The organism is Bacillus haimaensis (genome assembly GCF_048270625.1).
Classification (GTDB): domain Bacteria; phylum Bacillota; class Bacilli; order Bacillales; family Bacillaceae_I; genus Sutcliffiella_A; species Sutcliffiella_A haimaensis.
The window spans coordinates 794,044-813,012 of the sequence record NZ_CP158164.1 but is presented as its reverse complement, the minus strand read 5'-3'; the positions used below and the strand labels follow the sequence as shown (position 1 = coordinate 813,012).

The window sequence follows — 18,969 nt, the reverse complement described above, 5'->3', positions numbered from 1 at the left end:
TCCTTTAAATGTAAAACATATAAGCTTCCTGGTCTCCACCGGAATAGTTTGCTAGGTCGTCAAGTGTCGTGTTATCCAGTACGTCTTTTACTGCGTCACGAATACGGATCCAAAGCTCACGTTTGGCAGGCTCCTCGTCTTCTAGAACTTCCACAGGACTGATTGGTCCTTCGAGAACACGAATGATGTCACCCGCTGTAATTTTCTCCGGTTCATCTGCTAAAATATAGCCGCCGTAAGCTCCGCGGATACTTTTTACAAGACCTGCATTTCTTAGTGGTGCAATCAATTGCTCCAGATAGTGCTCAGATAGGTCGTGTGTTTGAGCGATTGTCTTTAACGACAACGGGCCTTCCCCCACATTTTTCGCAAGCTCGATCATAATGGTCAATCCATAACGTCCTTTTGTTGAAATCTTCATTCCCTACACCCCTATTCTTACTTTCCAATACCTTATAATTGCATCGTCAGATTATCATTATTTTTGTGCTGTATTTTATAAAGAATATTATCTGTAGTTTTCTGGCATGCAGGAAGTGTCCATCCTACAATCGGACCAATCGTGAAGCTGAAAAGGATCGTCCCGATAAACACAGGTCCTCCTAAAAGCCACCCTACATATAATACTATTAATTCCATCGCTAATCTAATATGTTGCACTTTAAAGCCCGTCTTTTCTGTCAAAGCGATCATCAGACTATCTCTCGGACCGGCTCCGCAACGGGAAGAAATATATACCCCAATACCAATACCGATCACCAATACACCCAGAATCAGCATGAAAAGCTGCCCGAAAAATGAGTGCGGTGTCTTTAAGTATGGAATGAAAAGATACATATCAATGAATATTCCAACCATCAGCATATTCAAAAAAGCACCGACGGAAGGGAGCCTTTTTACAATCAAAGAAGAAATGGCCAAAATAAAAAAGCCTACAATAATGGACCATGTACCGATGGTTAAACCAACCTGGTAAAAGAGGCCGATATGAAAAACATCCCATGGTGCACTGCCAAGGTCCGCCCTGATCATCAGCACGATCCCAAATGACATAATCAACAAACCAATAAAATAAATGGACCATTTCGCCAAAAATAAGCTTCTGCCTATACTCCGCTCACCTTGCATATATTCGCTACCCTTCTGTGTGTTTACTTATGTGCCGATAAAATCTATCCCATTATAGCACAGAATGTGAGGTTTTACATTTCTAACCATGACTTTAATTGTGGTAGAGTGGGTGATAGACAAAGATGCTAAAGCAAGCAGGAAGGTGTTTTTTATGAGCAGCAAACCATTGGCATTTCGTATGAGGCCGAGAACGATAGAAGAAATGGTCGGTCAGGAGCATTTGGTTGGGGATGGCAAAATCATTCAGAGAATGGTCAAGGCTAGACACCTCTCCTCGATGATTCTTTATGGGCCACCTGGAATAGGAAAGACATCGATTGCCACGGCCATCGCTGGCAGCACACAATATGCGTTTCGTACGTTGAACGCAGTCATCCATAATAAAAAAGATATGGAAATTGTTGCAGAGGAAGCGAAAATGTCAGGCAAGGTTATATTGATTTTAGACGAGGTTCACCGCTTGGACAAAGCGAAGCAGGACTTTCTTTTGCCACATCTGGAGAGTGGCAGGATCGTGCTGATCGGAGCAACGACAAGCAATCCTTATCATGCCATCAATCCTGCCATCAGAAGTAGATGCCAGATTTTCGAGTTGCATCCATTGTCCGTTGAGGAGATAAAGGATGTGATTGTGCAGGCACTGAAAGATTCCGATCGAGGACTTGGCGACTATAAGGTGAAAGTAAGCAGTGATGCTATTGCCCACTTTGCAAATGGCTGCGGGGGTGATGTTCGTTCTGCACTGAATGCGCTCGAACTTGCGGTTTTATCATCGTCTCCTAACGAAGAAGGTATTATTGAGATAGATCTGCAGTCCGCAGAAGAATGCTTGCAGAAAAAGAGCTTCTATCATGACAAGGACGGCGATGGCCATTATGATGTCCTTTCAGCCTTCCAGAAATCGATCCGCGGCAGCGACGTTGACGCCGCGCTTCACTATTTGGGAAGACTGATCGAAGCCGGCGATCTTGTTAGTATTGCCAGACGGTTACTCGTAATAGCCTATGAAGATATCAGCCTTGCCAATCCACAGGCAGGTGCAAGGACTCTAGCAGCGATTGAAGCTGCTGAAAGGCTGGGCTTTCCGGAGGCGCGTATTCCTCTAGCGAATGCCGTCATTGAGCTTTGCCTGTCCCCGAAATCTAACTCGGCCTATAAAGCATTGGATGAGGCACTTTCTGATATCAGAAAAGGACTTGTCGGTGAAGTGCCTCCCCATCTGAAGGATGCCCATTATAAGGGTGCAGCCAAATTGGGCCGGGGAGTGGATTACCTCTATCCCCATGATTACCCGGGCGGCTGGGTGGCACAGCAATATCTACCTGATAAACTGAAGAATAAATCATACTACAAACCAAAGGAAACAAGTAAATTCGAAGCGGCTCTCGCGCAAATCTACGAAAAGACGAAAAAACGAAAATAAAAGAAATGGCTTGCCTGAATATGCGGCAAGCCATTTCTTTTTACTTCTGTTCAATCAATCCAATATCAATTCCAGTCGGCTCTTTCAGGTAGGCAAGGTAGAACGTATCAAACTCCATCTTCTCCCTGACAACTTCGGCCCCTTTTACTTTTGCGATGGCCAATGTTTCATCAATCGAATCCACTTCAATCCTAATCCTCGTTCCATGTGGATGATCTTCGGGTCCTTTTGCAATCCCACCACTCACCACATTTGCACCCTTGCCAGTCACAACCGGCCAATATTCATAATTCGGCTCGCCTATATCCCAACCGAATACATCCTCAAAAAACTTTGTCGTTAACTCAGGTTCCCTGCTACTGATCTCAAATCCTACCACTCTGTTCATTTCATAACCCTCCCTATATTTCTATAATTTATTATTTCTCCTGAAAAGGACATTCTCCTCTATTTTTATCCCTTGGATACTACATACCCAATCTATACGGAAGTTGCACATTTACTACAACTGCATATATGCGTATATTATCACAACATTTTGTCCATGATGGTAAAAAAACGTCCGTTTTAAAGGAGTGTCTGAAAATGAAAGTTCGACAGGATGCATGGTCCCATGAGGATGATCTATTATTAGCAGAAACCGTATTGAGATACATAAGAGATGGTGGTACACAGTTAGCAGCTTTTGAAGAAGTGGGAGATAAATTGAACCGCACGTCTGCAGCTTGTGGGTTCAGGTGGAATGCAGAGGTCCGCAAAAAATACGAACCTGCAGTTGCAATTGCCAAAAAGCAACGCAAGGAACGCAAACGGGCATTGGATAAATTGAAAAAGATGGATTCCACAGAAACCAAAAAAGTGATAAAAACAAAGCCGCCATTGGAAATGGAATGGCTTCCTGCTCCAAGCAGCCCCACTGCACAATGGAGTATTCCCAGTTCACTACAAGCACAGCTCCAGGAGGAAGAGGATTCCGATGTATACCAGCCACTTCCAGTAAAACAAAATAGCATTACTTTGGATGACTGCATCTATTTCATGCAAAACCTGAAGCGGGACCAGCAAACCGGACAAGGCTCTCATCTTGAACAGGAGCGATTGAAAAACGAAAATCACCTGTTGAAAAGAAGGCTTGCAGCGTTGGAGGACCAGTTACAGAAACTGGAAGAAAAGCAAAGCGTCATCAATGATGATTATGAAATGCTCGTACAGATCATGGATCGTGCGAAGAAGATGACTGCGCTGCAAAATGAAGTAATGTAAAACCAAAAAGAAAAGGATGACTGCAAGAGCTTCATGCTCTTCAGTCATCCTTTTCTTTTTGGCTGTTTTCGTATTCAATGTTGCTCTCTAGATAAAATGTAAGCATTAAATGTAGCCCGTTGATTTCCGCTCCGGACACTTGCTTTCCGCGGGGACGGATTGGAGCCTCCTCGGCTACGCCTGTGGGGTCTCCAATGCCCTCTACTCTCCCGCAGGAGTCAAGTGTCCTCCGCTACAATCAACTCAGTTTTTTAACACTATTTGCTCTACTGAAATGAAAAAATGAAACAAATTTTTCAAACTATAGGAAAGCAAATTTTATACTACGATTCACCCCTGTTGGTTGGAGTGCAAGGTGTGAGACTCCTGCGGGAGCAGCGTGTCAAGGGAGACCCCACAGGCGCAAAGCGCTGAGGAGGCTCCCGAGGCCGCCCGCGGAAAGCGAACGCCTGGAACGGAAGCCAACAGGGAGTTTAATGTTGACACCTCATCTTTAGCCCAGTCCTATACTTAAAACAACAATCTTTACGAAAAGAGCCTTCTTTTTTATTGCTTTCCGCCTACACGCTGGATGTGAATGTCTTTCAAAAGATCATTGATGACATAACCGCCAAGAATCAGTCCTGCAACAGAAGGAACAAATGCATTGGAGGAAGGAGGCATTTTCGCCTTTCGAATTTGCGCCTGGTCATTACCAACAGTCTTTCTTACTTCTTCACGGATGATGATCGGGCTTTCGTCGGAGAATACCACTTTTATTCCTTTTTGGATTCCCTCTTTTCTGAGTCTTGTCCGAATTACTTTTGCAATCGGATCTGTGTGTGTCTTGGATATGTCCGCCATTTTAAAACGTGTCGGATCCGTCTTATTTGCCGCTCCCATACTGGAAACAATCGGAATCTTACGCTTCAAGCACTCTTTCATCAGATGGATCTTATATGAAATGGTATCGGAAGCATCAATCACATAGTCCAGACCATAGCTGAAAAACTCTTCATATGTTTCATCTGTGTAAAACATTTTTAACGCGATTACTTCACAAGCGGGATTGATATCCGCGATCCGCGCCTTCATTAAGTCCGCTTTCGGTTGTCCAACTGTTGACACCAATGCATGGATCTGACGGTTTACATTCGTGATGTCGACTACATCCTTATCAACTAGAATAAGTCGTCCTACTCCCGAACGAGCAAGGGCTTCTGCAGAAAATGAGCCGACTCCCCCGATTCCCAATACTGCAACCGTACTGTTTTTCAGTGTTTCCAAACCTTCTTTACCTATGGCAAGTTCATTTCTTGAAAATTGGTGTAGCATATCTATCAACTCCATTTATATCTTGTAGAGGATGTTCAAAAAGTCCGGTAAAAATAGCTTCGAATTTCTTCGTCAGCTTGCCTCTCCGCTCCGCAACATTACAGGAAATACGCTGCGGTGCTCGAGACTTCGCTTCCTCGAACTTCTTTGCTCTTTTTATCCTCCTTTTTGAACATGCACTAATAGTTTCACTTATCGGCTTTTTTAGAATTGTACCCGAAATCGAATATAACATACTTTAGGGGAAATGCAAGTAGTCATATAGGAATTTCTTTTATGACGAAAAAGGTTTAAATGCCTTATAATAGAGGGAATAGTAACCTGATAATTATTTTTATTGAAGGCGGGGAGTCTGTGATGAAAAAATTGTTTAAGGCCTTATCATTCTTCTTAGTGATCAGCAGTGGGATATTGACAGTATTCAAGATGAACAAATCCAATAAAGAAATGATTAGAAAGGAAACAACCACTTTTCAAATCAAGCAGACCTTGTCTGCAATAGCTGCGACCCTGGAACAAACAGAGGTGGAAGAGAAAACTACCGTTACAGATGAAAATGCTCCGTTGATAAAAGGAAATAAAAATGGCCGAGGCGAGTACATTTACCACATGCCTGGCGGAGTTTTCTATAATAGGACAACACCTGTTGAATGGTTTCATACAGAAGCCGAGGCGCAGGAAAAAGGATATCGCAAATCTGCGAGATGACAACTTATTGATAAAAGGTGGAACGATCTGTACTGGATCGTTCTTTTTTATATAGAAATCAGATGAATTCGGTGTATTTTTAGGTAATTAGCTATTTTTTGAATGGTTTTTTTGGAAAATCAGACTTATTTTTTGACATATGGAAGGGCATTCTAACAACCTTTCTAATCATTCTAACAAGTCCATGTATACACCCAATCAAGAGCTGGCTTCATCCACATGAGGATAGTCACTTCACTTCTCAATTTAAACAAAAAAAACCGACACCCCGTTACCAGGATGTCGGTTTTGGATCCGTATGTAGGCAAGTCCCAATCGTGCCGTCGTTTGATGCCTTCGTTTTGAACCCGCTCACAGCAGGTGGGTGCTCTGTTTCATGCATTTGTACGTCCTCTGCGAGGGAGGCATGTACGCAGCAACGAAAACTCTGAGCTCCCGTATAATCTATTGTTCGGTCAAAACAATAGGTTATACGACGAACACATCAGGACTTGCGACTTCTTGAAAGTATCATAACACACGCATTTTTTGTTTGCAAGAGTTCACCGTATGGGAAAATCTACTCTTTTTTGACAGCCAGCGACAAATGTAATTCGTCCAATTGCCCACCTGCAACAGGACTTGGGGCTTGTGTCAGGATATCGCTCGCACTAGCCGTTTTAGGAAAAGCTATGGTATCGCGAAGGTTCGTTCTGCCGGCAAGAAGCATCACCAAACGGTCAAGGCCAAGGGCGATTCCGCCATGAGGAGGCGTGCCGTATTCGAATGCTTCAAGCAGGAATCCGAACTGCTCATTTGCTTCATCAAGACTAAAACCAAGCACTTCAAACATCTTTTCCTGGATGTCGCGTTCGTAGATACGGAGTGATCCCCCACCCAGCTCATATCCGTTCAACACTAAGTCGTAAGCTTGTGCACGTACAACACCTGGGTTGGTCTCAAGCAAAGCTAGATCTTCACGAACAGGCATCGTAAATGGATGATGTGCTGCAAAATAGCGGCCCGCTTCCTCGTCATACTCGAGTAGTGGCCAGTCCGTTACCCAAAGGAAGTTGAACTTGCTTTCATCGATCAAGCCGAGTTCTTTTCCTAGCTTCATCCGAAGTGCCCCAAGTGCATCCGCTACGACAGATTTCTTGTCAGCTACGAATAACAACAAGTCGCCTTCTGTAGCTTCAAGCGTCTTAATGAAGCTTGCTTGTTCCTCTTCATTAAAAAACTTCGCGATAGGTCCTTTTAATCCATCCTCTTCAACTTTTAACCACGCCAGTCCTTTAGCACCATATACTGACACAAATTCAGTTAGCGCATCAATGTCTTTACGTGAGTAGTTTCCGGCTGCACCTTTTACATTGATGGCTTTCACTTGCCCACCGTTAGCTACTGCAGCACTGAACACTTTAAATCCGCATGCTGCCACTTGCTCTGACAAGTCTATAAGCTCCATGTCAAAGCGGGTATCAGGCTTGTCGGAACCGTATCTATCCATCGCATCCTGGTACGTGATACGTGGGAAGTTTTCCGGTACAAGCACACCCTTCGTATCTTTCATGACCATTCGCATCATATCTTCCATCATTCCGATAATCTCTTCCTGGGAAAGGAATGATGTTTCAATGTCGACTTGCGTGAACTCTGGCTGTCTGTCGGCACGAAGGTCCTCATCACGGAAGCAGCGGGCGATCTGGTAGTAGCGCTCCACACCGGAAACCATCAATAGCTGCTTGAAGATTTGCGGTGATTGCGGCAATGCATAGAATTCGCCAGGATGAACACGGCTTGGCACTAGATAGTCACGAGCACCTTCAGGCGTGCTTTTTGTCAGGATTGGCGTTTCCACTTCCATGAACTGCTGGTCATTCAAAAACTCGCGAATCGATCTTGTTACGTCATGACGCATTTTCAGCGTGTCGAACATGACCGGGCGGCGAAGATCCAAGTAGCGGTATTTCAAGCGGATATCCTCGCTTACCTCTGTTTTGTTGTCAATAACGAAAGGCGGAGTTTTCGCTGCATTCAATACTTCAATCGCTTCAGCATGAACTTCAATGGCACCTGTTTTCAAGTTGGGGTTTACTGTCGCTGCGTCACGGGCAACCACTTTCCCTTTGATGTAAAGTACATATTCGTTACGTACATTCTCTGCTGTTTGAAGTGCTTCAGCGGAAACATCCGGGTTGAATACGATCTGCACCAACCCCGTACGGTCGCGAAGGTCAAGGAAAATAAGTCCTCCCAGGTCACGTCGCTTCTGCACCCAGCCTTTCAGTTCAATTACTTTACCAATGGATGTTTCGGGTACTTCTCCACAAAAATAGGTTCTCGCTTGCATCATTTATCTCTCCCCGCTTTTCTTTTCCGATAGGTATGTGACCACATCTTCATAGGCTACTTCCTGCTGTTCACCTGTTTCCATTTCTTTAATGGAAACAACACCCTTTGCAAGTTCATCTTCACCGAACACAATCGTATACTTGGATTTTAAACGATCGGCTGCTTTGAACTGTGCTTTCAGCTTTTTATCCTGATAGTCCTTTTCAGCGACAATTCCCGCTTTTCTTAAATCAAACAAAAGCTTTACCGCTGTTTCCTTTGCATTTTCACCCAAAGCGACCACATAGCAGTCTATCGCTTCTTCAATCGGGAAATCCACCTTTTCCGCTTCCATTGCTGAAATCAGGCGTTCAATGCTTAGTGCAAAACCGATTCCCGGCGTTTCCGGTCCGCCTATCTCCTGGACCAGACCGTTGTATCTGCCTCCCCCACATAGAGTGGTAATGGCGCCGAAGCCTTCGGAGGTGCTCATGATTTCAAAGGCTGTGTGGTAGTAATAATCAAGTCCACGTACAAGATTTGGATCAATTTCATATTGAATGCCGAGCGCCGATAGGTAATCTACCACTTTATCAAAATAGGCCTTCGACTCTTCGTTCAAATAGTCAAGAATGGATGGAGCCGTTGCCATCAATTCGTGGTCACGGTCCTTTTTGCAATCCAGTATGCGAAGTGGATTCTTTTCCAATCGGCCTTGGCAATCTCCACAGAACTCGTCGATGCGAGGCTGGAAGTGCTGGATCAGGGCATCACGGTGTGCTTGACGGCTTTCTTTGTCTCCGAGACTGTTGATGACCACTTTTAGTTTTTTTAGTCCTAGACTCGTGTAGAGTTCCACTGCCAAAGCAATCACTTCCGCATCGATGGAAGGGTCATTGCTGCCTAATGCCTCTACTCCGAACTGGACAAATTGACGGAAACGCCCAGCCTGAGGTCTTTCATAGCGGAACATCGGACCAACATAGTAAAGCTTTGTCGGCTGATTCGGCGAACCGAACATTTTGTTGTCCACATAAGAGCGGACAGTGGATGCCGTTCCCTCGGGACGCAGGGTAAGACTTCTGCCTCCGCGATCCTCGAATGTGTACATTTCCTTCTGAACCACATCAGTTGTTTCCCCTACTCCACGAAGGAACAGCTCCGTGCTTTCAAAAATCGGAGTACGAATCTCCTTATAATTATAAAGCTGGCAAATCTCCTTCGCCTTCGCTTCAATATACTGCCACTTTTCCACTGTACCAGGCAAAATATCCTGCGTACCACGCGGTATCTGAATCGTCATAGTCGGTTCCTCCTTTTATTTCCAAATGGGGCCAGACCCCTTTTTATAAGGCTCTTTTCATTAAATTTGTTGCTTATGTCCGTAAAAAATCGGCTTTTGGATTTTTTACAGCTTTAAACTTGGAATAAGTTTAAAAGATAATCTACTATTTCAAGTGAAAAGAGCACGATAGCAGGTTATATTACGTGTTTTTGTTGCATTCGTCAGAAGCAGCCATGACTGCGAAAACAGCTATTAATAAATACAAAAAACTCCCGCCCCTTGCTTAACAATCGTTAAACAAGGGACGGGAGTTGAATTCCCGTGGTGCCACCCTAATTGAAGCAATGTTCATCCAAAAATCGATGAAAGTATGCCTCCACTCAAAGCAGTTAACGCCTGCAACGTCCTTCTCCTAATAGAGCAGTGGAATCCACTATGCTTTTTCAGAGAGAATCCTACGGAGTGTTCGTTCATTAAGTCATCATGGGGAAATGCTTTCAGCCCTGGGCATTTCTTCTCTTTCCATGTGTATTCCCAACTACTGTTCTCCATCATTGGAACATTATATTATGTAAAAAACCTAGTCTTACACACCACCCGCTTATTCGAAGCAAGGTTTTCATTTTTTAAAAGTGTAAGTTTGATACTTGCTAGTATATATAGATTCAAAAGCAGTTGTCAAGGATTTATTGAAATCGATTCAGGTGTTTTTTCATTGCCTTCACATCACGTACAGTAATCCCAAACTCCGATGCAAGCTCCACATAGGTGGAATCCTTCTCTTTTTCTATAAAATCGTGAAAGCTTACACCAAATACATCTCTGCTTCCATAAGCATGGTTGTTCTTCTCACTAAATTTCATCGATGTTCGCCCCTTTTTCATAAACACTGACTACTAGTCTCCCCGTTTTTCGAAAAAAATTTCACTAAAAGGAGGATTTTTTATTCTTGATGCAGAAATAAGTTGGTTATCCTTTAGAATAGGAGGCTATACACTTGCTTCAAAAATTACATATTTCAATTATCGGACTCTTACTTTTTTCTACAATTTTCACCACCATCCAACTCCCTTCCGCCAAAGCTGACGGGACAATCGAGGTGGCTACGGATGTCCTGAATGTCCGGGAAAAGCCGGATGCCAATTCTCTCATCATTTCAAAAGTCATGCGGGGTGAGACCTATCCTGTCGTTGATTCAAAAGGCGAATGGGTAAAAATCCAGGTTACTTCCAGCAAAGCCGGCTGGGTCGCTTCCTACCTAGTGACCGATAACCAGCAATCATCAACACCTGCAAGAAACTCTGAATCGAGCGATGTGGTTCAGGTGTTAACCGATGACCTGCGTGTCCGTTCAGGTCCTGGCACAAGCTTTAACGTGGTCGGTTTTATCCAAAGCTCTGATTCTGTAAGCTTTGTGGATCAGAATGAGAACTGGGTGAAAATCCGCACAAACGGATTGGAAGGCTGGGTATCCAGTGAATTTGTAAGTATCCAGAAAAAAAAGAAGAAAAAAGAAACAACAGACGAGGAAAACCAAGAGGATGCAAACAATTCCCAAACAGCAACCGTTACGACTGATGGGCTGAACATTCGCAGCGAGGCATCCACTCAAAGTAAAGTTATCGGTACCCTGGCTAACGGAACGGTAGTTAACGTCTTAAGCAAAAAATCCGACTGGCTGCAGATCTCCTATGACGGGGAAACAGGATGGATTCATTCAGACTATGCAGAAGTACATAACAGCAGCACGGACACCCCTTCCAAGAAGAAGGGCAGCTCCAGTGCCACCATATCCGTTTCAGGGTTAAATGTTCGGAGCGAGCCGAATCTAAACGGAAAGATTTTAGATCAGATCTCCCAAGGTACCGATGTCAAGATCATCAGTGAACGAAATAATTGGTGTGAAATCGAATACGCAAACGGGAATACAGGCTGGGTGGCCGGATGGTTTCTGGAGAGAAAATCCCTATCGGTCAATCCTGGCAATCTGACAGGAGAAGGAAGCATCATCATCCTGGATAACGGGACGAATATCAGAAGGGAACCAAGTACAACGGCGAAAGTCGTCTACCGGGCAAATGAGGGTGAAACATTCCCCATTAAAGGATTAGAAAACGATTGGTACCAAATCGAACTAGCAGATGGCACAATTGCTTATGTAGCGGGCTGGATTGTTACAATAAAGGGCCAGGCACCTACCGTCACAAGAGCAGGGTCAGAACAGTATTTGCGGAATAAAGTAATCGTCATTGATCCTGGGCATGGCGGAAAAGATGTTGGTGCCATTGGCGTGCAGGGAACCTATGAAAAGGATCTTACACTAAGAACATCTAGACTATTGCAGGATAAACTGAAAGCAGCAGGAGCCACTGTCTACTTGACAAGGCAGAATGATTCGTTTGTAAGCCTGCCTGCTAGAGCCCGTACTGCCAATCATCATGGAGCGGATGTTTTCATCAGTGTCCATTATGACAGCATTGAAGACCCGAGTGTAACAGGAACGACAACGTTCTACTACGGCGGCGCCGATCAGCAGCTCGCTGATTATGTTCACCAATCTTTGATTCAGCTCACAAACTTACGTGATCGGAATGTTCGACAAGAGAATTACCTCGTACTAAGAGAAAATATGCAGCCCTCGCTTCTTCTTGAGCTTGGCTATATCAGTAACCGCGGCGAAGAGATGACCATATTATCAGGTGACTTCCAGGAAAGAGCGGCAACCGGGATTTATCAGGGATTGGCCCAGTATTTCCGGGATAGATAGAGAGATAGAAAAAAGACAAGTGCTTTGCTGGTTTATCCGGCAGCAGCGCTTGTCTTTTTTGTAAAGGCACTTTAAACACCGCTGTTGATTTCCGCAATAGGCGCAGCGACCCAAGGGGCGTTGCTTGAGCCTCCTCGGCTTTGCCTGCGGGGTCTCAAGTCTACCGCTACCTCCCGCAGGAGTCTTCGCCTATTGCTCCAATCAACAGCTAGTGACCTTGAAAATCCACACTATTCATTAACACAGCCGTTGTAAAACTGTTAAGTTGTTTTTTGGGTTATGAATTTTTGCCTATGAGAAAAACAAAAATGCCAGCTGCCACTTATTTTTTTAAGCAGCAGCCGGCATTAATTTCAAACTTATTTACTTTCCACGATCAGCGTCACTGGCCCATCATTGATGAAATCCACTTCCATCATTGCACCAAACTCGCCTGTCTCAACCGCTACACCCTTTTCACGCAGCTTTTCATTAAAAGCTTCGTAAACCTTTGATGCATGATCAGGCTTCGCGGCATTCATAAAGTTGGGACGTCTCCCTTTGCGGCAATCACCGTACAGGGTGAACTGTGAGACAGAAAGGATCTCCCCTTCTACATCCAACAGTGAAAGATTCATCTTTTCGTTTTCATCTTCATAAATTCGAAGGTTCACGATTTTGTCCGCCACATATGCAGCATCCTCTGCCGTATCTTCGTGGGTCACGCCGACAAGCAGCATCAACCCTTTTTCAATGCGGCCCACCACGTTTCCCCCTACTCGGACCTCAGCCCGTTTCGCACGTTGCAATACAACTCTCATACCGAAAAACCCTCACTTACTGCATTATTCTTCGTACCGCATATATATCTGGAATCTGCTTGATGCGCTCCACAACCTTTTGCAGGTGGCTGATATTATGGATGGCAATGGCCATATGAATGCTTGCCATTTTATTGCGGTCCGATTTGCCTGAAACGGCGTTGATATCTGTTTTTGTTTCATTGACCGCCTGCAGCACCTCATTCAAAAGGCCTCTGCGATCATACCCTGTGATTTCTATTTCCACGTTGTACTCGCGGTTTTCTTTCATGTCGCCTTCCCACTCTACATCAATGATGCGGTCGTTTGTTTCCGCAACAACGTTTGCACAATCTGCACGATGGACCGATACTCCTCGTCCACGAGTGATGAAGCCAACGATTTCGTCGCCAGGGACCGGATTACAGCATTTGGATAAGCGGACCAGAAGGCTGTCTATCCCTTGAACCACGACTCCAGCATCCTTTTTCTTCTTAGCTGGTACCGTCTTTTTCTTCTCTGCATTTTCCGTTATATCTGTAATCTGCTGCTCCTGATCACGTTTGCGACGCTGCTTTTCTGTCAGTCGGTTGGCTACCTGCAGGGCGGTGATCCCGTTATAGCCGACTGCGGCAAACATATCCTCTTCGTTCATAAAATTGAACTTTTCAGCTACTCTGCTAATATTCTCGGATTGGAGGATTTCCTTCAAATCAAAGTCCATATTCTTGATCTCTTTTTCGACAAGATCACGGCCCTTTTCGACATTCTCTTCGCGGCGCTGCTTTTTGAAGAACTGACGGATCCTGTTCTTAGCCTGGGAAGTCTGCGCAAGCTTCAGCCAATCCTGACTCGGACCGTATGAATGCTTGGAAGTCAGTATTTCGATGATATCACCGGTCTTTAATTTATAATCAAGGGTGACCATTTTTCCGTTCACTTTTGCACCAATCGTTTTGTTTCCGATCTCCGAGTGTATTCGATAAGAAAAATCGATTGGAACCGATCCCGATGGAAGCTCAATAACATCGCCCTTTGGTGTAAAGACAAATACCATATCTGAGAAAAGGTCGATTTTCAGAGATTCCATAAATTCCTCTGCATTGGTCGCATCATTCTGCCATTCCAGAATTTCGCGGAACCATGTCAGCTTTTCTTCTAAAGTGGAACGTTCATCTGCCACCTTATCCTCTTTATACGCCCAGTGCGCTGCGATCCCGTACTCTGCGATCTGATGCATTTCAGATGTGCGGATCTGCACTTCAAGCGGGTCCCCTTTAGGTCCGATGACAGTCGTATGAAGAGACTGGTACATATTCGGTTTAGGCATGGCAATGTAATCCTTGAAGCGGCCAGGCATCGGTTTCCAGCATGTGTGAATGATTCCAAGAACGGCATAGCAGTCCTTGATGCTGTTCACAATGATGCGCACGGCCAACAGGTCGTAGATTTCACTGAACTGCTTGTTTTGCATGGCCATTTTGCGGTAGATGCTGTATATATGCTTCGGACGACCTGAAAGATCCGCTTCAATTTCCACTTCCTCGAGGCGTTCTGTCACTTCTCCCATGACTTCCTTGATATACAACTCACGCTCGGCACGCTTGCGTTTCATCAGATTGACGATGCGGTAGTATTGCTGTGGGTTAAGATAGCGTAAGGCGGTATCCTCAAGCTCCCATTTTATTTTCGAAATCCCCAGTCGGTGTGCAAGCGGTGCGAAAATCTCCAAGGTTTCATTGGAAATCCGGCGCTGCTTCTCCTGCGGGAGGTGTTTTAATGTCCGCATATTATGAAGGCGGTCGGCAAGCTTAATGAGAATCACTCGGATATCCTGTGCCATGGCAACAAACATTTTCCGATGATTTTCAGCCTGCTGCTCTTCCTGGGATTTGTATTTGATTTTACCAAGCTTGGTTACGCCGTCCACCAGCATGGCAACCTCTGCATTGAATGCTTCCTTTATCTCATCCAATGTGATGGCGGTATCTTCGACAACATCATGAAGAAACCCAGCCGCAATGGTAGATGGATCTAGGTCAAGATCGACAAGGATGCCTGCGACCTGTATCGGATGGATAATATAAGGCTCACCTGATTTACGATATTGTTCTGCATGAGCATTCTTAGCAAACTCATAAGCCTTTTCTAAAAATGCGATGTCCTCGCTCTTTAAATAGCGCCTCGCATTATCTATCACCTGGTCTGCAGTTAACACTTGCTCATTTGCCATATTTCTACTCACCTTTTTGACTTTCTCTTATTTGTATGAAGTATTTGAAAACTTGTTCCGTTCCAAGTCTTATTCATTATAGACAGATTACTCTAATGTTTATAAATAAAAATATATTGTAATTATTATCATGAAATTTCAAGTAGATGTAAAGGGCTTATGCAGCAAAAATAAAGATTTGTCGACAGATTTTTTAGGAATCCCTGTAAAATTCATACTTTTCCTGTGAAAAATTTAACAAATCGATGATATTGCACGTCGGAAGATATAATGGGAGGGGAAAAATATGAAAAAACTAGAGCAAGTATGAGTTGCTCTAGTCCGTATAAATATTAGTATTTCATCAATGTTAAAATATCAAAGTCATTCAGCTTGCTGCGTCCGTCCAAGTAGGACAGTTCGATCAGGAAAGCAATTCCAGCTACCACTCCGCCTAGTTCTTCAACTAGCTTGATGGTCGCTTCGATTGTTCCTCCTGTTGCAAGCAAATCGTCCGTGATCAGTACACGCTGACCTGGTTTGATTGCATCCTTGTGAATGGTCAGAACATCTTTTCCGTATTCAAGGCCATATTCCACTCGCGCGACTTCACGTGGCAATTTTCCTTCTTTACGTACCGGAGCAAAACCAACCCCCAAAGAATAGGCAACCGGGCAGCCGATAATAAATCCACGGGCTTCTGGTCCAACAACAAGGTCAATTTGCTTTTCACGAGCATATTCAACTATCTGGTCTGTTGCATAGCGGTATGCATCACCATTGTCCATCAATGTCGTAATGTCCTTAAATTGAATACCTGGTTTTGGCCAATCAGGAACAATCGTAATATATTTCTTTAAATCCATCTTCTTTTTTCCTCCTATGAATGAACAGTGCACTGTTTGGTTAGATGCTGATCAAACCACGCTTTTAATTGTTTATATGAAGAGTATAAAAACAAGTTTTCAAGCATCACTTGCTGCTGCTTTTTGCGATATGTCTGAGACTCTTCAAAATCCCGTTTTTTCGCCGCATTGTTCAATGCGATAAAGCCCTTGTCTATTGTAACAAATTCTAGTTCAAAAAACACCTGTGACATGAAATCTATTGTTTCTTTTGACCAACCCCGATGTTTCGCGATTTCTTCGGCATACCTGTTCAAATCAAACGGACCTTTTTTGGACAGGAAGCCGTAATACCACTTAAAGTGGTCGCGAGTCGGGATGGTGGAAAAATAATGATTTTCTTTTTGATGAAAAGAAGCGTAGATGCGGGATGGGGAAGAGTTTCGCAAAAGGCTTGCAAGTGTTTCCTCTTCGTTCGGAATATCCAGCAGCACGATATATTTATCCTCAACATCGATTTCTGTTCCTGGTTCAACATTCGTTAGATAAGGCAGATGTTCCTCACCTATTTTCACTTCTTCCAATGTTGCAGTATTAAAGAACAGTATTTGTAGATTCTTCTTATCTATTCCTTGCAATGTTTGATTCAGCTGCTTTGCTGAACGAATATCAAACAGTTGCCACTCTGCAATTCTAAGGTCTTTTACAAAAAGCTGAGGCTTTCGGAAATTATTCCACTCATTGATGGCAAGCTCCCCCAAAACATCAAGTGACGCAATTGGTGACACATGGTGATAGGTTTCCCCAAATCCGAACCCGACACAATCGAGCGAGCTTCCTTCCTTCTCGATGACAAGCTTCAGGTGGTTGCTCTTATTGCCAATCTGACGAATCTGCTGCGGCAATGCACCTTTCACCAATACTTTAGGCTTTGGATTTGCAATGCCGAATGGTGCAAGCTTCTCTAACTGCTCGATTGTTTCCAATGTTATTTCGTTCAGTTCACATTCGATATCCACTTCAGTGATCGGGGTGAAATCTTCCTCCGTCAAAATGGTATCAGCAATTTGCTTCATTCGGTCGCGAAGCTCGTCCACATTTTCCAATTTCAATGTCATACCAGCTGCCATCGGATGGCCGCCAAAGTGCGGGAGAATATCCCTGCAAGTGGATAGGTTTTCGAACAGGTCAAACCCCGGTATGGAACGGGCAGATCCTTTTGCAAGGCCCTTTTCCCCATCAAGGCTCAGCACGATGGTCGGTCGATAGAAACGGTCCACCAGCCTTGAGGCCACTATACCGATGACTCCCGCATTCCAGTTATGTCCTGCTACGATCAGAAACGAATTCTCATCAGGAGGGTACATTTCCTCGACTTGTTTGATCGCTTCTTCGGTAATTTGCGTAACAATCTGCTGTCTTTCTTTATTGTAGGCTTCCATTTCCTCGGCTAGCGCTTTTGCTTCTTCCGCATCTTCTGTCATTAGAAGATGTACGGCTGGATCTGCATTGTCGAGGCGTCCCACCGCATTGATCCTTGGTCCGATGGAGAACCCGATCGTTTCTTCTGTAATGGTATGGAGTTCTACTCCACATTTTTGCAGCAAGGCCTTTAATCCGACTCTTTTTGTCTGCTGCATCTTTTTGATCCCTTTGGATGCTAAAAGTCTATTTTCATCCACCAGAGGTACAAGGTCAGCAATCGTTCCAATAGCCGCCACTTCCAGTAGGTGCTCCGGGTTCTTCCCTAATAGCGCATGAGCCACTTTATAAGAGACGCCCACTCCTGCAAGGTCTTTGAATGGATAAGGGCACGTTTCTTTCTTAGGATGGATGATGGCAAATGCATCCGGTAGAACTGGCCCAGGCTCGTGGTGGTCGGTAATGATCAGGTCGACGCCCAGATCCCTTGCCACATCCGCTTCATGCAGAGCGGAAATTCCGGTATCAACTGTGATGATGATGGAATAGCCGCTTTCCTTGGCTTGCCTGAATGCAGTTTCATTTGGTCCATAACCTTCTGTAAAACGGTTGGGGATATAGAAATCCACCTTCGCTCCCTTTTCTCTGAGAGCTGTAACCATCACAGTGGTACTGCTTACTCCATCGGCATCATAATCGCCGAATACCAAAATCTTTTCTTCATTCTGTATTGCCGTTTCTATTCTCTGAACGACCTTTTCCATGTCTTCCAACAGGAATGGGTCGTGAAATTCTTGGGTCTCTGTATTCAAAAAACTTTTCGCGGTCTCATAATCATCCAGTCCCCGGTTTACAAGGAGAGAAGCAATAAGAGGAGCCACTTTCAGGCTTTCCGCCAAATTCCGTACCTGCTCTTGGTCAGGCTTATTTACATTCCAACGTGATTTAGAAGCTAGCAAACGAATTCCTCCCTTAGCCTAACTTATTATACTAGAGAGAGGGTCTCCCTTCAATTGGAAAAAGTGAGTTATTCACTTTAGGAAGCATGGCGATTTTTAGTTTGAGGTAGGTTTTACAATTATGAAGTTTTTTTCCCTCTAATTAATATATTGTCACTGTCAAACACCGCTGTTGATTTCCGCACTAGGCGCAGCGACCCAAGGGGCTAGCGTGAGCCTCCTCGGCTTCGCCTGTGGGGTCTCCACTGAACACCATCTCCCGCAGGACAAGGAATGCTGCGGCAGCGATACATCGCACGAAGAAAATGCTCGCATTTTCGAGGAGTCTTCGCCTATTGCTCCAATCAACAGCTAGATTCTTAAAAAATCTACACTAGACATTAAATAGACACCCCAATGCAAAAGAGTTACACTAAGAGACAAATATAGGTTAGCCGCTATGCGTCACATGTCGCCCCTGTTGATTGGAGTGCAAGGTGTGAGACTCCTGCGGGAGATAGCGGTAGACTTGAGACCCCGCAGGCAAGCCGAGGAGGCTCAAGCTCCGC

At 44.5% G+C, this 18,969-nt stretch carries 15 protein-coding genes, 1 other RNA gene and 1 other annotated feature; of the genes, 4 read left to right on the top strand and 12 right to left on the bottom strand.

Annotation, left to right across the window (positions count from 1 at the left end; genetic code table 11):
- Positions 1 to 4: 4 nt before the first annotated feature.
- Complete coding sequence (gene cymR / locus ABN702_RS03875; RefSeq protein WP_204416044.1) at positions 5 to 421, bottom strand: cysteine metabolism transcriptional regulator CymR; 417 nt, start codon at positions 419 to 421, stop codon at positions 5 to 7.
- 32 nt (positions 422 to 453) lie between these two features.
- The gene (locus tag ABN702_RS03870) at positions 454 to 1,128 is read right to left on the bottom strand and encodes a YczE/YyaS/YitT family protein (RefSeq protein ID WP_417899473.1); all 675 of its coding nucleotides are present in this window, start codon (positions 1,126 to 1,128) and stop codon (positions 454 to 456) included.
- Between the two features lie 154 nt (positions 1,129 to 1,282).
- On the opposite strand from ABN702_RS03870, the gene ABN702_RS03865 reads away from it, so the two are divergent.
- Positions 1,283 to 2,554, top strand: a complete 1,272-nt coding sequence (locus tag ABN702_RS03865; RefSeq protein ID WP_417899472.1) for a replication-associated recombination protein A — start codon at positions 1,283 to 1,285, stop codon at positions 2,552 to 2,554.
- Positions 2,555 to 2,594: 40 nt separating this feature from the next.
- On the opposite strand, the gene ABN702_RS03860 is transcribed toward ABN702_RS03865, so the two are convergent.
- Positions 2,595 to 2,942, bottom strand: coding sequence for a VOC family protein (locus tag ABN702_RS03860; RefSeq protein WP_417899471.1), 348 nt, complete (start codon positions 2,940 to 2,942; stop codon positions 2,595 to 2,597).
- A gap of 197 nt (positions 2,943 to 3,139) precedes the next feature.
- On the opposite strand from ABN702_RS03860, the gene ABN702_RS03855 reads away from it, so the two are divergent.
- Entirely contained in the window at positions 3,140 to 3,817 is a 678-nt protein-coding gene (locus ABN702_RS03855; RefSeq protein WP_417899470.1) for an RsfA family transcriptional regulator, read from the top strand.
- A 546-nt stretch (positions 3,818 to 4,363) separates the two neighbouring features.
- Here the strand turns inward: ABN702_RS03855 and ABN702_RS03850 are convergent.
- Positions 4,364 to 5,131, bottom strand: a complete 768-nt coding sequence (locus ABN702_RS03850; RefSeq protein WP_417899469.1) for a ThiF family adenylyltransferase — start codon at positions 5,129 to 5,131, stop codon at positions 4,364 to 4,366.
- Positions 5,132 to 5,488: 357 nt separating this feature from the next.
- On the opposite strand from ABN702_RS03850, the gene ABN702_RS03845 reads away from it, so the two are divergent.
- Complete coding sequence (locus ABN702_RS03845; protein ID WP_417899468.1) at positions 5,489 to 5,839, top strand: hypothetical protein; 351 nt, start codon at positions 5,489 to 5,491, stop codon at positions 5,837 to 5,839.
- A 304-nt stretch (positions 5,840 to 6,143) separates the two neighbouring features.
- Here the strand turns inward: ABN702_RS03845 and ssrS are convergent.
- The 4 genes from ssrS to ABN702_RS03825 form a co-directional block, all read right to left on the bottom strand.
- A non-coding RNA gene (ssrS, locus tag ABN702_RS03840) (6S RNA) lies at positions 6,144 to 6,333 on the bottom strand.
- A gap of 65 nt (positions 6,334 to 6,398) precedes the next feature.
- On the bottom strand, positions 6,399 to 8,171 hold the full coding sequence (aspS, locus tag ABN702_RS03835) for an aspartate--tRNA ligase (RefSeq protein WP_417900815.1): 1,773 nt from the start codon (positions 8,169 to 8,171) through the stop codon (positions 6,399 to 6,401).
- Between the two features lie 3 nt (positions 8,172 to 8,174).
- Positions 8,175 to 9,455 carry a histidine--tRNA ligase gene (gene hisS, locus ABN702_RS03830; RefSeq protein WP_417899467.1) on the bottom strand — a complete coding sequence of 427 codons (1,281 nt, stop codon included), beginning with the start codon at positions 9,453 to 9,455 and terminating at the stop codon, positions 8,175 to 8,177.
- Positions 9,456 to 9,734: 279 nt separating this feature from the next.
- Positions 9,735 to 10,001 (bottom strand) — a binding site (T-box leader).
- Between the two features lie 122 nt (positions 10,002 to 10,123).
- Positions 10,124 to 10,300: an RNA polymerase subunit sigma-70 gene (locus tag ABN702_RS03825; RefSeq protein WP_417899466.1), complete on the bottom strand. Its 177-nt coding sequence runs from the start codon at positions 10,298 to 10,300 to the stop codon at positions 10,124 to 10,126.
- A 134-nt stretch (positions 10,301 to 10,434) separates the two neighbouring features.
- Here ABN702_RS03825 and ABN702_RS03820 point away from each other — a divergent pair, with 134 nt between their 5' ends.
- Positions 10,435 to 12,204: an SH3 domain-containing protein gene (locus ABN702_RS03820; RefSeq protein WP_417899465.1), complete on the top strand. Its 1,770-nt coding sequence runs from the start codon at positions 10,435 to 10,437 to the stop codon at positions 12,202 to 12,204.
- A gap of 359 nt (positions 12,205 to 12,563) precedes the next feature.
- Here ABN702_RS03820 and dtd read toward each other — a convergent pair whose 3' ends face one another.
- From dtd to recJ, 4 genes are all read right to left on the bottom strand, one after another.
- Positions 12,564 to 13,004, bottom strand: coding sequence for a D-aminoacyl-tRNA deacylase (dtd, locus tag ABN702_RS03815; RefSeq protein WP_417899464.1), 441 nt, complete (start codon positions 13,002 to 13,004; stop codon positions 12,564 to 12,566).
- Positions 13,005 to 13,020: 16 nt separating this feature from the next.
- A complete protein-coding gene (locus ABN702_RS03810; RefSeq protein WP_417899463.1) occupies positions 13,021 to 15,216 on the bottom strand; it encodes a RelA/SpoT family protein in 2,196 nt (731 codons plus the stop codon).
- A gap of 332 nt (positions 15,217 to 15,548) precedes the next feature.
- Positions 15,549 to 16,061 carry an adenine phosphoribosyltransferase gene (locus ABN702_RS03805; RefSeq protein WP_386640470.1) on the bottom strand — a complete coding sequence of 171 codons (513 nt, stop codon included), beginning with the start codon at positions 16,059 to 16,061 and terminating at the stop codon, positions 15,549 to 15,551.
- 14 nt (positions 16,062 to 16,075) lie between these two features.
- Entirely contained in the window at positions 16,076 to 18,421 is a 2,346-nt protein-coding gene (gene recJ, locus ABN702_RS03800; protein WP_417899462.1) for a single-stranded-DNA-specific exonuclease RecJ, read from the bottom strand.
- Between the last annotated feature and the right edge of the window lie 548 nt (positions 18,422 to 18,969).

Coding starts and splice junctions, on each gene's coding strand:
- cymR (WP_204416044.1), bottom strand. CDS start 421: ATGAAGATTTCAACAAAAGGACGTTATGGATTGACCATTATGATCGAG.
- ABN702_RS03850 (WP_417899469.1), bottom strand. CDS start 5,131: ATGCTACACCAATTTTCAAGAAATGAACTTGCCATAGGTAAAGAAGGT.
- ABN702_RS03870 (WP_417899473.1), bottom strand. CDS start 1,128: ATGCAAGGTGAGCGGAGTATAGGCAGAAGCTTATTTTTGGCGAAATGG.
- ABN702_RS03805 (WP_386640470.1), bottom strand. CDS start 16,061: ATGGATTTAAAGAAATATATTACGATTGTTCCTGATTGGCCAAAACCA.
- ABN702_RS03860 (WP_417899471.1), bottom strand. CDS start 2,942: ATGAACAGAGTGGTAGGATTTGAGATCAGTAGCAGGGAACCTGAGTTA.
- ABN702_RS03825 (WP_417899466.1), bottom strand. CDS start 10,300: ATGAAATTTAGTGAGAAGAACAACCATGCTTATGGAAGCAGAGATGTA.
- ABN702_RS03810 (WP_417899463.1), bottom strand. CDS start 15,216: ATGGCAAATGAGCAAGTGTTAACTGCAGACCAGGTGATAGATAATGCG.
- ABN702_RS03865 (WP_417899472.1), top strand. CDS start 1,283: ATGAGCAGCAAACCATTGGCATTTCGTATGAGGCCGAGAACGATAGAA.
- dtd (WP_417899464.1), bottom strand. CDS start 13,004: ATGAGAGTTGTATTGCAACGTGCGAAACGGGCTGAGGTCCGAGTAGGG.
- ABN702_RS03845 (WP_417899468.1), top strand. CDS start 5,489: ATGAAAAAATTGTTTAAGGCCTTATCATTCTTCTTAGTGATCAGCAGT.
- aspS (WP_417900815.1), bottom strand. CDS start 8,171: ATGCAAGCGAGAACCTATTTTTGTGGAGAAGTACCCGAAACATCCATT.
- hisS (WP_417899467.1), bottom strand. CDS start 9,455: ATGACGATTCAGATACCGCGTGGTACGCAGGATATTTTGCCTGGTACA.
- ABN702_RS03855 (WP_417899470.1), top strand. CDS start 3,140: ATGAAAGTTCGACAGGATGCATGGTCCCATGAGGATGATCTATTATTA.